The organism is Microbulbifer maximicatervae (SeqCode) (assembly GCF_056232625.1).
Genome location: NZ_CP174324.1, coordinates 1268605 through 1284463 on the forward strand (window position 1 = coordinate 1268605; position 15859 = coordinate 1284463).

At 47.9% G+C, this 15859-nt stretch carries 10 protein-coding genes; 3 read left to right on the forward strand and 7 right to left on the reverse strand.

What is annotated here, in order from left to right:
- Window positions 1–44 precede the first annotated feature (44 nt).
- The 3 genes from ACJJI6_RS05585 to ACJJI6_RS05595 form a co-directional block, all read right to left on the reverse strand.
- On the reverse strand, window positions 45–989 hold the full coding sequence (locus tag ACJJI6_RS05585; RefSeq protein WP_475712761.1) for an SMP-30/gluconolactonase/LRE family protein: 945 nt from the start codon (window positions 987–989) through the stop codon (window positions 45–47).
- A 116-nt stretch (window positions 990–1105) separates the two neighbouring features.
- Window positions 1106–1807 carry a cytochrome c biogenesis CcdA family protein gene (locus ACJJI6_RS05590; protein ID WP_475712762.1) on the reverse strand — a complete coding sequence of 234 codons (702 nt, stop codon included), beginning with the start codon at window positions 1805–1807 and terminating at the stop codon, window positions 1106–1108.
- Window positions 1800–2210, reverse strand: coding sequence for a thioredoxin family protein (locus ACJJI6_RS05595; protein WP_444897334.1), 411 nt, complete (start codon window positions 2208–2210; stop codon window positions 1800–1802). Before ACJJI6_RS05595 ends, ACJJI6_RS05590 begins: the two co-directional genes overlap by 8 nt.
- A 345-nt stretch (window positions 2211–2555) precedes the next feature.
- Here ACJJI6_RS05595 and ACJJI6_RS05600 point away from each other — a divergent pair, with 345 nt between their 5' ends.
- A complete protein-coding gene (locus ACJJI6_RS05600) occupies window positions 2556–3230 on the forward strand; it encodes a hypothetical protein (RefSeq protein ID WP_475712763.1) in 675 nt (224 codons plus the stop codon).
- A 120-nt stretch (window positions 3231–3350) separates the two neighbouring features.
- On the opposite strand, the gene ACJJI6_RS05605 is transcribed toward ACJJI6_RS05600, so the two are convergent.
- Entirely contained in the window at window positions 3351–3719 is a 369-nt protein-coding gene (locus ACJJI6_RS05605; protein WP_108733199.1) for a putative quinol monooxygenase, read from the reverse strand.
- A gap of 976 nt (window positions 3720–4695) precedes the next feature.
- Here ACJJI6_RS05605 and ACJJI6_RS05610 point away from each other — a divergent pair.
- Both ACJJI6_RS05610 and ACJJI6_RS05615 read left to right on the forward strand, forming a co-directional pair.
- Window positions 4696–13398, forward strand: a complete 8703-nt coding sequence (locus tag ACJJI6_RS05610; protein WP_475712764.1) for an RHS repeat-associated core domain-containing protein — start codon at window positions 4696–4698, stop codon at window positions 13396–13398.
- Window positions 13399–13410: 12 nt separating this feature from the next.
- The gene (locus ACJJI6_RS05615; RefSeq protein ID WP_475712765.1) at window positions 13411–13839 is read left to right on the forward strand and encodes an SEL1-like repeat protein; all 429 of its coding nucleotides are present in this window, start codon (window positions 13411–13413) and stop codon (window positions 13837–13839) included.
- 68 nt (window positions 13840–13907) lie between these two features.
- Here the strand turns inward: ACJJI6_RS05615 and ACJJI6_RS05620 are convergent, their stop codons facing one another.
- The 3 genes from ACJJI6_RS05620 to ACJJI6_RS05630 all read right to left on the reverse strand — a co-directional run bounded on the left by ACJJI6_RS05620 (window position 13908) and on the right by ACJJI6_RS05630 (window position 15791).
- Window positions 13908–14246, reverse strand: coding sequence for a helix-turn-helix domain-containing protein (locus tag ACJJI6_RS05620; protein ID WP_475712766.1), 339 nt, complete (start codon window positions 14244–14246; stop codon window positions 13908–13910).
- Window positions 14247–14903: 657 nt separating this feature from the next.
- Window positions 14904–15581: a transposase gene (locus ACJJI6_RS05625; protein WP_475712767.1), complete on the reverse strand. Its 678-nt coding sequence runs from the start codon at window positions 15579–15581 to the stop codon at window positions 14904–14906.
- Between the two features lie 51 nt (window positions 15582–15632).
- The gene (locus ACJJI6_RS05630) at window positions 15633–15791 is read right to left on the reverse strand and encodes a hypothetical protein (protein ID WP_475712768.1); all 159 of its coding nucleotides are present in this window, start codon (window positions 15789–15791) and stop codon (window positions 15633–15635) included.
- Window positions 15792–15859 lie beyond the last annotated feature (68 nt).

Below are 15859 nucleotides of genomic sequence, written 5' to 3' on the forward strand. Positions count from 1 at the left end.
CAAGATTCGGGATGCCTGTTTGAAGAGTTGCATTCAACAGCAGATTAACTGCCGAACTTTGGCTCAGGAAGCCCCTGAACTCCAAGCCCGTGAACGGCTAAGATACAGCCCGGCTGAGGATGTCGAGCCAGTTCCTCTTTAGTGAGGAATGACTGCTGAGATGTGACAAACAGTGTCTCATAATTATTACCGCCAAAAGCGATGCAGGTAGGGCTGCGAATCGGCAGGTCGATCTCTCTATCAAGCCTTCCTTTGGGATCTACTCGCAAGATTTTGCCCCCCAGATTCAACGCAAACCAGTAAAACCCTTCCGAATCTACCGTTGCACCGTCGACAATTCCTGGTTGTCGGTCTTCTATGGAAAAGAAAGGGCGCCGGTTGCTAATCCGGCCGTCAATGATATCCAGATCGAATACGTAAACCATATGTCCAAAGGTATCCCCGAAGTACATTCGCGTATCTTCAGGGTCAAAAGCAATGCCGTTGGCTACAACAAAGCGAAAATCCTTATCGGCCTTTCGGTAGGTTAGATCGGGCTCCAAACAATAGAGATAGGAAGATTTGTCTTTAAAACGCACATCCATACTACCGCACCAGAAACGCCCATAGCGGTCCACTTTGCCATCATTCAAACGACTGTGGGGCCTACCGGGTTCAGGATTAACGATTGTATCGACACGCCTGTTTTCCAAGTCGATAGCAAAGAAACCGGAGCATCCACCTCCGATCATTCCGCCTCCACGGCGGAAGCCAAAGGAGCCTATTTGTTCAGGCATCTCCCAGGTCTTGCGTTCGCCTGTTTCGATATTGAAACTTCTTATGGATGGAGGCCGGGCATCAGTGGGGTCAGGTTCGGGGTTAACGTGATCAGCCCAATAGATAGACTTGTCTTCCGCTGACCAAATCGGTGTCTCGCCCAATCCATCATTGCACTCCCATAGACACTCGATTTCCACCACCGTAAATCCTCCAATATGAAAAGTGCGCATTCACGCCGATGAAGGGAGCGAGTACCTATTGAGTCGTAAGGCTAATTTTAAGAAGGCCGAATAAGAATATCCGGCCCATAAAAACCAATATGGCTTGGCTTACCACTAAAAGACCATCAAAAACTGAAAGTCCACTCGGGAATCCAATTCAAAGCCCAGGCTTCCATTACTTTATCAAGCCCACTCAAGACCAGTACCCCGAGTAGTAATAGTATAAGACCTAGTACTGTTTTGCCTCCAATCGCGAAAGCCCCAACTGATGGTGACAGTCGAGTATAAATCTGCCTCGATAGCCCCCCAGCCACTAAAAGCGCTGTACCGGTACCTAGTCCGAAAGCAAACATCACCATAAATGACTGCCCCAATTGTTGGCCCATGGAAGCCAGTGCTATAGCGGCACCCAGGGTAGGGCCAACACATGGCAGCCAGATAATTCCGGTAAGGAAGCCAATACCAAACTGCCCAGCCCAAGCTCCATCACCGGTAATGCTCGCCCCTGCGGTGATTTTTGATAAGCGTAAGGTAAGCCAATCGGAAAGTGGCTTGATCAACAAGACTAGTGCAACCGCCACTAACATTATCGCGGCAATATAGCGGAAGAGTTCTGGGTCTAATCCTAAGGAGACCAATAGAAAGCTCAGCACAGTACCTGCCAATGCAAATGACAGGCTGAGTCCAATCGCCAACGCGTACGGCCCCCAGCGCCCGGCACTATTAGAAGCACCGACAACCATTGGCACCAACGGCCAAACGCAGGGAGAGAGAATACTGAGAGTACCCGCGATCAAAGCCAGGGGGATGGCGCTAAGCTCAAGCATTGTCAGTGCAAGCCTTAACTGAATCGAAGATATTCTGCTGAATTACATCGGCACGAGTTTCGGCAACACTGAACCACACTTGTTGCTCCCCATTAAACAGTAGTAGCGTTGATTGCCGAGGAGCGCGGAAGTGCTTAACCCACTTTTTCTGGGAGTCGAAATCCACATTCAGGATCGTAAGGCCACACTGGGCATTGTCCCTCTGAAACTGCGCCAGAATCTCGCCCTGCTTTTTACAGGTTGGGCACCAATCTGCTCTCACATCGATCAAAATGGGTCGTTTGGCGGCTTGTAACTCCTTGAATCGTTCTTCGGAAAATGGCTCTGATGCTAGAGCGAATGGCATAGAAAAAACTAATGTAGCGGCGATCAAGGTACGAAGAGCTAAGCGGATAAATTTCATACAATCCATATCCTTAGTGGCAGGGTATAAGCCCTAATTTGAAGACAATCTGTTTAGATACCCATCTTGGTCGTACTGGAGTGCAAATTCTTACAGTAAGGCTACGAGGATTTGTTCGACTAGGAACTCCTAGGCCGACTCTCTGTGTATTCAGGAGCGAAGAAGGCTAGGCATCGAGATGGAGAAGGGTGATGGCCTCACTGTCATAAAGTAACAACCAGGTGAAGTTGGAGCCTCCAAAGAACTTATAAGATCTGTGGGAGTCCTACCTGTTATCGCACTAATCACAGAGTTTTTCGGAAAAGGATTTTGGCCAAGTCTATTGAGATATGGTCTACGAAGTAGATGGATTTTAATACGACGACACCTTCACTCTCCAACATCAAAACCACCAAAAAATGGCGCCTTGCAGTCTCAGTACTGATTGCTATTGGAACCCATATAGCGCTGATAGTTGTTCCAATATCAATAGCTCCAGGTCCAACTCCTAGGACCAACACGTCGCTAGAAGTCAAATTACTGGCCCCAATTACTCCTCTACCTTCTACGTCTCCGCCAACTGCTGAAGAACCGAGCACAGTATCAAAGCAGGATACCACTCTGACAGATGCAGTAACCGTTACTAGCCCGCCAATACCTGATAGTTTAAATAAGGTGAAGCCAGCCAAAATAGAAGAGCCACCACCCAAATTGGAAGGAGCATTAGAGGCAAGGCCCCATTCCGAGGGTTTCCCAACTGCCCCAAGGTCAGGGCGACAACCGACTGTATTCAATCCCGCTCTTGAGAGAAAAATAGCCAGGGAACGCAACAAAGTCCGTCGATATCAGCCTACAGAAAACAGATACCAGACCTCGACAGGAACCTTTGTTCAAGTTGGAGACCGTTGTTTTGATGTTAAAGAGCTACCTGCTACAAATACAGATAGTGATCTAAACCCATGGTTTGGTGCGAAGTGTCCAGATAATTCCAGATCACAAGCAGAAATCGATCGATTGGCTGAGAAATATGGGATTCCATGAAACTACTGGAGTAACTTTTTATAAATGAAAGGGTACCCAGCCTTCACCAGTTGTCTTGAAACATGTAGTAATCAACTCAACTGGTGAAAGTCTTACACCTTTACTTTCTTCGCTTAAAGGTTAGTGGGCCTTACCACCTGAACGTTCAAATCCAGCGTAAGGGTGGTATAGAGTTGATTGCAGGCCTGAGTGACGCTCCCGAAGATCTTGTGGCATATCTCCCAGGTGGACTAAGCGAGTCGGTTCAGCAGCCGCTATCCAACGATCGGCAAAGTTGTCCCACGAGTCAATGTGCTTATGAGCGGACTTGGAATCCTTGAAATGCTCATAGATAAGCACGTTTCCATCATCGGTTACGTAATACTGGTAGTTCAGGGTTCCACCTTCTTTCTTAGTTGCTGCGACCATCTCATTCACAACAGCTTTGAACTCCGCTTCATGTCCCTTTCTTATCTTTCCCTCGATAATCCAACCTACGTTGTTAAACATGCTTGCTACCTCACTACCGAAAGTATCGTTTAACCAAATAACACCGGAAGAGTTCTGAAGTATCACTCAGGGCGCTTAGCTGGTGTGTTGAATTGTAGATGGTTTCAGAAGAATTACATGCCGCAGGCAGGATGGACCAATTCAAAACTAGTAACTAAAAGAGAGCCTAGGGTCAGTACCCGCTAGTCAATTTGGTGGCATCACTATTATAAGCTGAGTCCATATGATGTTTTCGCTGATAACTTTGTGGATTTCACGTCCCTTTCGATTTAGGAGAGAAGTTCACCCTGAGCGGGTAGGGTAGTGTAGTGTAGTGTAGTGTACACTTATTTTGACCACATTAAATTGATGGACAGAAAATACGATGGGTAAAGTTAAACCCAATATTGACAAGAAGAGAGTCCGTAACCGTTAGGATTACCTTTTTGCCACCTAACCCGTATTTTAATCTTATCTTCCCAAAGCTCCAGCACGCACTGCGGAGCAACTATGAATCTATTATATTTGGCTCAACATATTTTGACCTAATATTGCAAGGCTACCAATCAATACCAATTAGGCTTTAAAATAGATTGTATGCACGCGCACGTTCACAACTAGCCGATAAAGACCTGCCTCGTTAGATCTCCAGGCTATTTTATAAAAATCTATTATTTAAATATATTTGAGTGAAAGAAATAAATTTAACCCCTCCATCTACAGCCTCCTAGTAATTGGAAAATAAAAGCCGATGAAGCATCCCTTCTTTTGGGAACAGTGTGAAGAAGGCTCCAGCACCTTAAAAATTATTTAAGAGAGACCATAAAAACCAAGAATCAGCATACTTTTGTTGCCCAACCTCCCAAGCATGTATAAATCATTAATACCAAAGTTTGAATATTTTCACATACCCATTTATTCGTTGAGAAACCAGTAAAAATTATGATAATTTCCCGGCCAAATGGAATTGCTGATAAAAGATTGGACTTTTAAGGTTATGTTGTTTCTACAGGGATCAAACTGGGACACCCGTAATGTTTGGCTTTTCACTACATTAATTTTCGGGTTTCTATATTCAACCGTTATATGGGCTGGAACTGGTGGAGTAAAGGGTCCAGACAGCGATTATGACGGGACCTACACTATTAGTTTTTATCCTGATAGATTCTATAACACTCCAGGTTGGACCGTACACGGAGTATCCCATATCTATGAGTTCAAGAATGATAACTATACCCGGAGGCTTAAGAGTACAACTTCCAAGACCTTGAATGTCTCTGTCTCTTCGGGTGGTTCTTACCGCTATGAAGTAGTTTGGAATATAGAAGTGGCATACTGTGATGGAGGTGGTGTTCCATTTATAGTCGCGCCAGGTTCAGAAGTTCCTGAGAGCTCAACGACAAATTCAGTTACTCCTCAGGGATGTAGCACACGTTTTGAGCATCACACTTTGGGATCCCATACCGTTGAGGTAGATGTTATCCCCTACACTCCAAGTGACATGTCTGCGCCAGCGAGTAGCAAAAATGGTGACGTCACCCTCAAATGGTCCAGCCCGCCTCAACCTGTGACCAAATATCAATATCGCAAGCGAATTAACGGGAACGGCTGGGGCTCACCTAAAGATTTTGTTTCTTCAGCAGACGATGTAAGCATGTCGATCGGTAACTTGGGTAGCGGTAAGTGGGGATTCCAAGTTAGAGCTTGTAACAACTTTGGCTGCTCGAGTTATACAAGTGAAAAGAAAGTGACGGTTGTACGAAAACCCGGTAAGCCCGGTAGTATCAGCTTTTCCCCGACAAGCTTGAGTTGTAGCTCAAACTTTGATGTCAACTGGGGGGCGGCATCTGGAGGTAACCGCTACCAGATACGTCAGTCCGTTAAATCAGACGATGGTAGTTGGAGTAGCTGGAGTACATTGGCAAGCGCAGTCACTGCCACAAAGTACGACAGAGATGGCTTGGCGCCAGGTAGGGATTATAAGTACGCCATCAGAGCCAGATATTATCTAAACGGCTATTACAGTGACTGGAGTTCCTTCACTTATTCCGATCCAATCAGAAAGCCACACTGTAAGCCCGGTGATATGGATTCGCCGACCTTTTCCAATAGCAACCCATTGACGACAAGCGTCTTTGACATACAGTGGAGTGAAGCTTCAGGGACAGTGGATAGCTATGAATTGCTTCAGAAAACCCCAAATGCAGACTGGAGCCCCATTCAAGATACTGCATCCCTGAAAAAAACACTGGGCAACCTGGAAAGGGGGCAAAATTGCTTTAAAGTTCGTGCCACAAATGTAGACAGCGCTGGCGACTTTTCCGATCCTGCCTGTATATTTGTTAAATATCCTCCTCCCACTTTATCGGTAGTGGTGACACAGGCTCCAGAGCAAAGTACATACAATAGCGGCTATTATGGTCAATATACCATTGCATGGCAGGTGGACAGCCAGGAAGTGGTGAGTGCCGAATTGTTGGAGGATGGTCAAACACAGGATATTTTTGATCGACAGACTGGTCAAAACCAGTATGATCAACCTGACAATATGGGACCAGGAGATACAACCCATACCTATCAGGTACAAGCCTGCAACATTGACGCCTGTGCTCTTTCAGATGAGCTCACTGTAATTGTAAGACCATGGCCTATCCCCTCATCCCCTAAAAATTTTACAAACAACCCACCAACTAGTGATAGCACCAGCTATACCTTAACTTGGACAGCGCCTCCAGAACCGGTTGACTTCTATATTATTGAGAGGGACGGCGAAGAAACGATTCTGGCTAAAACTGCTAGTTCATATACATTCACTGGCTCCCATGGAAGTAGCTATAACCACTCTATTAGTGCCTGTGCCGTCGATACTGACCCGGAACATTGCAATCGTTCTTCGTCTCATTCTGTTTACATCCGCAAACCTAAACCGGCTACCCCGGCTGATTTTCATATAAAATCGGGCCCAGATGGCTACGGTAACGTTACTCTCAAGTGGGATGATATCTCCCACGCCTTCGCTTATGACTTTGTACTTTTTGAGAGGGTTCCCGATGGCCAATGGCGAGAAATCTACCGGGGCCCAAGTACAGAGAAGTCCCTTGATTTTGATGAGGATGGAACCTGGGAGTACAAGGTTTTGGCCTGTAATTCTGATCGCTGTAGTAACCAATCTTCAATAGTTAAAGTTGAAATCGACCTATTTAAGTGGGCATTCCAGGGCGGGACAATTCCCGATGCCAGTTACAACGGAATCTCCCCTGAGAATAGTAATTTCCATGGCGTGCTCGCAGGTTCGGGCAGCGTCAGTGGTGGCGCTGGCAACTACTCTATCCCCATCACTCTCCCACCAGGACGGAATAAAGTCACTCCCGCAGTTTCCCTGAATTACTCCAGCCGTGCAGGTAATGGTATCGCTGGAGTAGGGTGGAATATCTCCGCTGGCTCAGTAATTGCTAAATGCCAATCTACTTACGCACAAGATGGAACCCAGTACATCCGCGACCACTCCAAACTTTGCTACAACGGCGAACGATTGCGCTTAATAAGTGGAAATTATGGGGCCCCAGGTGCAGAGTACCGAACAGAGCAAGATAGCTTCATTAAAATCATAGAGGGCACTGATGATTTTATTGCATACCACCCGAGCGGGGCACGAGAGTACTTTGCTCGCGAGGGCGGTAAATGGTATCTACAGCGCCTGGAAAAAGATTCAGGGAATAATGTCATTGAATATGAGTATGAATATTCATTAGATAGCGGAGTAGTACTACGGAATATTTATTATACTGGTGACAACAGTAATCGCGGCAATCGACAGGTTACTTTTAACTACACGGATCGCAGTGACCGCAGCTCGCTGTATACGCGTTACGGAAAAACCATTCAGAACAAACGCCTGTCAGAAATCGAAGTGCGCTACGACGGAACACTGATACGTGAATATACATTGCAATATGGCAATTACAGTGCAACCAGTGGACGCTCCCTATTGCGCTCGATTTCTGAATGTGCATTTGATCTGCTGAGTAGTATTTGCCGCGAGCCCACAACTTTTGAATGGCTAGAAAACCCGATCGATTACTCGGTTCGGCTACTAACTGACAGCAACGGTAATGAAATACACCCCGGTCCGGTAGACAGCCTTCAACGACATGCACCCCATGGGGATCGAAATGGTGACGGTGTCAGGGACTGGCCGGGACTATTTGTGGATGCCGAAGGCAATAGTACTCCAAACAATTTTGACCTGATGACCTGTTACTCGGTAACTCGAACCTTCAGCACGCACTGTGTGGAAGGAGACTTTAATGTTGATGGCAAGACTGATAGCTGGAAAGTGCAAGGTGGATATTTGCAAATTGGCTATACCAACAATACGAGCACAGGGAGCAACTGGATAGGCACCAATATCCCATTGGATGCGCCTGAGCCCGGTGCAGGTGGCTATCAGAGAGATTCGCTATTGAAAGTTGCAGACTATAACGGCGATGGTTGGCCGGATATAACCGTATTCCGCTACAATAACCGCAACCCCGAAATTTATCTCTACTTCCATACGCAAAATACAGCAACGCCTTATCGACAAGCCGATGCGGAACTTCTATATACCTATCAAACCGTCGGCTATGGATGCACGAACCCTGATGGTTTTGGTGAGTGCGATACCCGCTCCTCAATTTCGCCAATGGGTGATATGGATGGTAACGGACTGCCTGATTTTGCAATCCTTACTAAATACTCGGTAGGTGACAGGCTGTGGCCCAGTATGCTACTGCTAACCAAACAAGCATATAGTGGCGCCATCGAGTTTGAATCCGTTGGATTTGAATATGCAAAACCAAGCTCATTAGAGCGTATTCCATTCTCTACATTTATTGATGTAAATGGGGATGGCCTGCCAGATTGGGTTGGTTGGATTGGTGGCGGCGGCTCCACCCTTTACTTACGCGTCAATAGAGCCAATGGAAATTTTTCAGCTCCGATTAACCTTGGTGTATCAATAGCAACCCGTGATTATTATATAAATGGAGATATCGTAAACGATAGAGACGAAACAGTTAAACAAGCACTTTTTGAAAGTAGTATCTTCGCAATGGATGTCGATGGCGATGGTAAAAGCGAACTACTCATGCCCGGCTCTATTGAGGTTGAGGGCTGTAGCATTGTTTACCACAAAGGCGATACCGAGTGGCGCTGCGGCAGTGACTTATATGGCTACTATCATCAAGTTAGGGGTACCAGAGAATATTTAACTACCATACCCGGTTCGTATAACACCAATATCTATAAATACAAGGCTCTGCATTTCAATGAAGATGAGAATGGCGATATTACAGCGGAATATCGTCCAACCAACTTGATTGCTGGTACGAAAAATTTTGAAGTCATTGATACCTTTGGCAAGGGATTGCAGGATCTGGTCTTCAGTTACGGATGCAAAAACGCCAACTGTAAAATGAATGCCCCCAAAGCCGGCAGTGCACTCACTGGTAAACCCGAAGGCGTTTACATTAACTACAATCCCGGAGCCGCGACAGGAAATGAAAACTACCAGCCTATTGATCTACTGAGTGCCGTAGAAAATGGGCTCGGTGTGCGCGATGAATGGACATACCGGCCACTGTCATCAGGTGATACACGCTTCCATAGTAACGCCAAACCGTTTTACGAGCGCGGCGCCTACCTGGATCTTGTGGCTCAAGCAACTCGGAATGAACATTTTGAGTTTGCTTCCAGTATGTATGTGGTTGCAGAGCATCGCCGCACCAATGGCGTGGGTGAGATGAATGCACTTCAGTACCGATATAAAGGGGCAGTTTACAACAGTGTGGGCCGTGGTTTTCAAGGCTTCCACACCATTATTGAGGAAGACCTAGTCGCAGGGATTGAAACCCAGTCTGATTTCCACCAAATATTTCCACTGGCCGGTAAGCTATATAAACAGCGACAGTGGGCGCTGGGAGATCGCACCTCTGATAGCAGTGGTGTCGAGGCTTTCAAGGAGTCGAACTTTACCTGGCAGTTCTGGCCCAAAGGCGGCCACGGCTCCCCTCTGGTGGTGGATGCCCTGACGGATTCGTGGAACATCTCAGCTAACGATCCCTATTTTGTCGGACCGAAAAAGCAGAACACCATTCATCGCACCCTAAAGCGCTCCGGCAATAGCCGTACGCATTTATATACGCAGAGTCAAAATACCACTATTGATCGCTGGGGCAATGTATTGGTGGCGGAAAGCCGCTATGAAGAGGCCAATAGCTCCCATATCGTTGTCTCTACGTCGGACACAGATTTTGCGCCCGCAGACGAAGCGAATTGGTGGTTTAATAAACCAGAACAGCAAACCGTTACCAAAAAATCCATCCAAAACCGCAAAGGGGTTTCTATTGCGGCAAATACGGATGTACAGCAGTCTGTGGTCGTGGATTACTTATCGTGGGATAGCAATACTCGAAAACCTAAGCGGGTAAAAACCACGCCCTCAAGTGGCAAGTGGACCCAGGTGGATACGGTTTATAACAGTTACGGCCACGCCACCAAAGTCACCACTTCCGCAGAAGGGGAGGCGAAGACCCGAATTGTGGAGACCACTGCGTTTAGCCCCGATCACTACTTCCCCAAGACCATAAAAAACGTGCTGGGTCATAAGGTTACTACTGAGACCAACGCCAAGTTCGGCCAGCCGGGTTTGGTCACCGATGCCAATGGTTTGACCTCTCGTAGCAGCTACGATGCCTTTGGCCGCCCCACGGTAATGACTGCACCCTCCGCACTTGGCCTCAAGGCCGCACCGGACATATACACCGCGCAGCGGTGGTGTGATTCCAGCTGTGATCGTGCGCCCGGCGCGGTGTTTATTACCATTCAACAGCAGGCCGGTGCGCCAGAGCAGGTTAGTTACCACGATCAACTTGGCCGCGTGATCCGCACCGAGTTGCAGGCCTTCGACAGCAGCGACTGGATAGCGAGTAACGTCACCTACAACGCCCTGGGGCAGACCACTTTCGAATCGGTGCCGCACTATGCCAGCAGCGGCACCAGTCACGGCACTCATTATCTGAATTACGACACTTTCGGCCGCGCCCTGCAAAAGGCGGTGAGCCAGGCCGATGGCCAGCAACTAGATGTCACATACACTCACGAGCAGGGCAGCGGCTTTACCACCAACATCCAAGTGAACGGCCGCTTAATGAGCCGCACCTATAACGGCCTGCAACAGCTCACGGAAACTATCGATGCCTTGAGCGGGAGTACCCGCTATGCCTACGATGCCGCCGGCAATCCCATCGTCCTGCAAGATGCCAACAGCAATCGCATCACCGCCAAGTACAATGCCCTTGGGCAAAAGGAATGGGTGGATGATCCCAATATGGGTTCCAAATCGTTTACCTATACCGGCTTTGGCGAAGTGGAAACCGAGATCGACGGCAACCTAGATATCACCAGCTACACCTACGACCGCCTCGGCCGTATGGACAGTCGCAGTGTGAATGGGACCGAAGAGGCCAGCTGGATCTACGACACTGCCACCTACGGCAAGGGCCTGCCCGCACAGGAGAGCCGCAGTGATGCCAGCTACGCACGCAGCTACAGCTACGATGCCCTGAGCCGCCCCTACAAAGTCACCACTACCATCGACGGCGAAGACTTTATTACGCAAAGTCATTTCGATAGTAACTACGGCCGCCTAAAAGGGCTCAGCTATCCCACCGGGCTCACCCTCCAATACAACTACAACAGCAGGGGCTATCAATACCGCACCAGTAACGCTGCCAGTGGCTATACCTACCGGGAAATCACCCAGATGAACGCCTGGGGCGAGTGGGAGTTTGCCAACGTCGCCGCCGGTAATTACACCATCGGCCGGGACTTCCACGGTGAAACCGGGCAGATGACCGGTACCACTTTCGATAGCCTGGTACAGAACCACCAGGGTATTGCCTACCGCTATGACAACTTCGGCAATCTATCGGAGCAGATAGTACAGCTGCCCTCGGAATCGCCAGCCTTAAATGTAGAAAACCACTACTACGATGCGCTCAACCGTCTCGACTACAGCACCCGCACCGATGGCCCCGGTATCGATTACGACTACGATGCCATTGGCAACCTGCTAAAGAAAGACGACTTCGCCAGCAGCTACCGCTATACCGGTGGCAGCAGTGGTGGCCCCAGCGCAGTCAAGAGCGTTAACCTGATAAACGGAGGTAGCAAGACCTACGGCTACGACCAGAACGGTAACCGCACCCATGAAAACGGAACCCAGCAGGTCTGGTACAACGCCTTTAACAAACCCACCCAAATCAACCGCAATGGTGCCAAACTGTACTTTTATTATGGCGCCGACCAGATGCGCTATAAGCAGGTCAATCAAACCAGCGGCAAAACCACCCTGTATATCGATAAGCTATTCGAAAAGATCGCCGGCGGAGGTGAAACCCAATACCGCCACTTTATCGGCGATATCGCGGTCCTCACTACCACTGAGCGGGCCAATATCACCACTGGAGCCATAGGCTTTACCCACCGGGATCGACTCGGATCAGCTGTCGCCATCGGCGACCACCGGGGCAACCTGCAAGAAACCCACAGCTTCGACCCATTCGGCAAGCCACGGCTGGGTAATATCACAGACAAGCTACCGGGTATTCTCGACAGCCAGTTCACCTCCCGGGGCTTTACCGATCACGAGCACCTGGACGATGTCGAACTGATCCATATGAATGGGCGGGCCTATGATTACAATCTTGGTAGGTTCCTGAGTGTAGATCCGTTTATCATGGACCCCGGCAATAGCCAGGCGCTGAATCCTTACAGCTATATTCTCAACAACCCCTTGGCTGGAACGGACCCCAGTGGCTACGCAGGCCAGTGTCCAGGGGCAGGAAAAGAAGAAAATTGCACGCAAGCGGGGGCAGGCTCTACTGAAAGCAACAATGGAGCTGAAGTCGACTTAAATGATATTTCCATCGATCAAATTTCAGGGGTATCGGTAACCGAGGGTGGGCAGGTCATCCTAAACTTGAAGGACGGATCGGGCGTTCAAGTTGACGGACTTAAGTCCAGCGTTTCCAGTAATGGTAAAGTTAATATCTCTGAGACGGGGGGAGCTGCGGAAAGTAGTGTTGATATTGGGCAGAGTGGTGAAGCCCTAGGAATTCCCAGTGCAACTGCGACATCTACCGATTCTTATCAGCCGACAATGAAGGTAGGTGAATCTAGATTTTTGACTGAAGGGGAAAAGGAGCTTGCAAGCTCTATTTTTGGGGAGGCAATATCAGATTACGACAGTGTTAAGGTTATCAGGGATAAATATATTTTCTTCCAGCCTAAGGATGTAGTGATGGCTCCAGATGGGAATATCTATTTCCATCCCAAAAGTACTGCTTACCGAGATGATTTTTCTGTTGATGGGAATATTGATTTGCAAGGGTTGTTTATCCACGAAATGACGCATGTCTACCAACATCAGTTAGGCATAAATGTTAGGAAGGCGGCATTGAATCGAAATTATAAATATGAGTTGCCCATTGTTTTGCCTAGCAAAGGAGGGAGACCGTTCTCAAAGTATAGCTTGGAGCAGCAAGGAGATATTGTTCGAGACTACTTTTGGTTAAAGAATAATTCCAGACCAAAATCAATGCTTAATAATCCAGATGCTCCATCTTTGAAAACGTATGAAGAATTAATACCTTTTTAGGGAGGTGGTTTTATGTTTAGGATCGCTGTTTTTTTAGGAGCGTTATTGATTATATCGTGCAGTAATGCTGAGGATGTGCCGGCAAAAGACAAGGCTGCTCAGTACGTTGAAGCAGGAAATTTTGATAAGGCATATAAAGTCTTGTTGCCCATTGCACAAGCTGGTGATGCGGAAGCCCAGTTTGGTTTGGCTATGCTAATTTCTAATGGTTATGGTTCTGCGCAAGGGAAAAGTGACGCTGAGCAAGACAAGCTTGTTTTACATTGGTTAATGCTTTCCACGAAAGGTGGGAACGAGAAATCCAGGCTTTGGCTGGCAGATAGTTATAGCAATGGTTGGTACGGCCTAGAAAAGAATCAGGAGCTCAGTAATTGCTACAGGGATATAGGCTTAGATATATCTCGTTGCTTTCAAATGAGTTCAGAAATTACTAACGAGTAGTCTCTGAGGCGATTTATCTAAAGAATAGCCATCAAGAGCCCCGGCAGAGCAATCTGCCGGGGCTTTTATTATCCAGTACGAGTCCAGCGCCGGGCCTCGTACTTCACAATCATGCCTTCCAGCAGCTCGCGAATAATCAACTGCTCCTCCTCGCTGAGCCGCTCCACCGCCTCGAATAACAGCTTCATGCGATCACTGGGGCCGCGCTCACTCTCCTCGAATACCAGTTCATCCAAACTCACATGCAGGGCTTTGGCCAGCTTGACCAGCCCTTCCAAGGTTGGTTGTGAAGACCCGGCTTCGTAGCGTCGCACTTGGTTGATATGCAGCCCGGCGGCGTCCGCCAGCCCCTGTTGGGTTAATCCCTGCTCTTTACGAATCTGAATCAGCCTAGCCGGAAAGTTCATGGGGGAAACAAATCAGGACACCCAAAGATTAGATAAAGATGCGAGCCGTGTGGTTAGTATCAGCTCTAGCGACTATTTCTTTCTAGTTCAGTGTTAAGGCGCAGTGAAAGCCTGAAAAAATATACTTGGGATTGGAAAATCGTGGTTTGGATGCAAGCCGGAAGGAGAAGTATCGATAGATTGGATGGTAATTAGCAGGATGCTCTAGAAAGGAAGCGCCGACAGTCGCCTATACCGTGCACCCAGCGTTTATTGAGCTGGATACAGGCTTGCTGTACTGTCTCCACTGATCCCACCAAACCTTTAAATCGACTTTCAAAGTTTCTGTTGAGGTATAGCCAGTGTTTTGGTGAGATGCCTAGTCGTTTGAGGATAGGTGGCGTACTTTCGGCAATATAACCTCGTTTTCTGGGGTCTAGATGTCGACCACTCCAGTCCACAAGTTCTAAATAGTGATCCAACTGAAAGGGATAACAAATCAGGACACCCAAAGATTAGAGAAAGATGCGAGCCGTGTGGTTAGTATCAGCTCTAGCGACTATTTCTTTCTAGTTCAGTGTTAAGGCGCAGTGAAAGCCTGAAAAAATATACTTGGGATTGGAAAATCGTGGTTTGGATGCAAGCCGGAAGGAGAAGTATCGATAGATTGGATGGTAATTAGCAGGATGCTCTAGAAAGGAAGCGCCGACAGTCGCCTATACCGTGCACCCAGCGTTTATTGAGCTGGATACAGGCTTGCTGTACTGTCTCCACTGATCCCACCAAACCTTTAAATCGACTTTCAAAGTTTCTGTTGAGGTATAGCCAGTGTTTTGGTGAGATGCCTAGTCGTTTGAGGATAGGTGGCGTACTTTCAGCAATATAACCTCGTTTTCTGGGGTCTAGATGTCGACCACTCCAGTCCACAAGTTCTAAATAGTGATCCAACTGAAAGGGAAGCCCTTTAGGTATATTCAGGCGCTCATTGCCAGCAAACGGTAGTAAGTCTTTGGGCTGCTCACCTGAGATTGCTGAACGAATGCGTTGCTGGATCGAGGTATGATTAGAGTCTTCTGGTGTTTTTGCCATATTGGCACGGATAGGGTTGAGGTCGACATAGGCCATACAGGCAGCAAGAGCCCTTTCATCTAATAAAGCCTGGGACTTGAAACGACCTTCCCAAAAGCGGCCTGTACAATTATCTTCAGCATTGGCCTGACGGGCGATAGACTCGTTTAAACAGCGCATAAACCAGCTAAGATCCATCAAGCGATCTCGCCATAGAGCGACGACTTCCTTTAGTTTTCTCATCTCACAGTGATCGAGAATGTCTCCTTGAAGGTAGCGACGGGCCAAATTGGAAGCTTTGAACAGTTTCTGCCAGCGTAGAATGACCTCGGTATCCGGCTAATTCAGCGCTTTCTCTTTGTCGATATAAAGTACGATATGGTAGTGGTTACTCATAACTGCATAGGCGGCGATATCAAGGGCAAAGATCGAGGCCAGATTATGCATTCTGGATTCAATCCACTCGCGGCGATGCTCATAGTCATTACCAGATTTCACATCTCTCCCACACAGAAACGCCCTTCGTACGCAGCGGGAGACGCAATGGTAGTAGGGGGTAGTGTCTA

Excerpts from the sequence above, each read along its gene's own strand:
- ACJJI6_RS05585 (WP_475712761.1), bottom strand. The coding sequence starts at position 989 with ATGCGCACTTTTCATATTGGAGGATTTACGGTGGTGGAAATCGAGTGT.
- ACJJI6_RS05590 (WP_475712762.1), bottom strand. The coding sequence starts at position 1,807 with ATGCTTGAGCTTAGCGCCATCCCCCTGGCTTTGATCGCGGGTACTCTC.
- ACJJI6_RS05595 (WP_444897334.1), bottom strand. The coding sequence starts at position 2,210 with ATGAAATTTATCCGCTTAGCTCTTCGTACCTTGATCGCCGCTACATTA.
- ACJJI6_RS05600 (WP_475712763.1), top strand. The coding sequence starts at position 2,556 with ATGGATTTTAATACGACGACACCTTCACTCTCCAACATCAAAACCACC.
- ACJJI6_RS05605 (WP_108733199.1), bottom strand. The coding sequence starts at position 3,719 with ATGTTTAACAACGTAGGTTGGATTATCGAGGGAAAGATAAGAAAGGGA.
- ACJJI6_RS05610 (WP_475712764.1), top strand. The coding sequence starts at position 4,696 with ATGTTGTTTCTACAGGGATCAAACTGGGACACCCGTAATGTTTGGCTT.
- ACJJI6_RS05615 (WP_475712765.1), top strand. The coding sequence starts at position 13,411 with ATGTTTAGGATCGCTGTTTTTTTAGGAGCGTTATTGATTATATCGTGC.
- ACJJI6_RS05620 (WP_475712766.1), bottom strand. The coding sequence starts at position 14,246 with ATGAACTTTCCGGCTAGGCTGATTCAGATTCGTAAAGAGCAGGGATTA.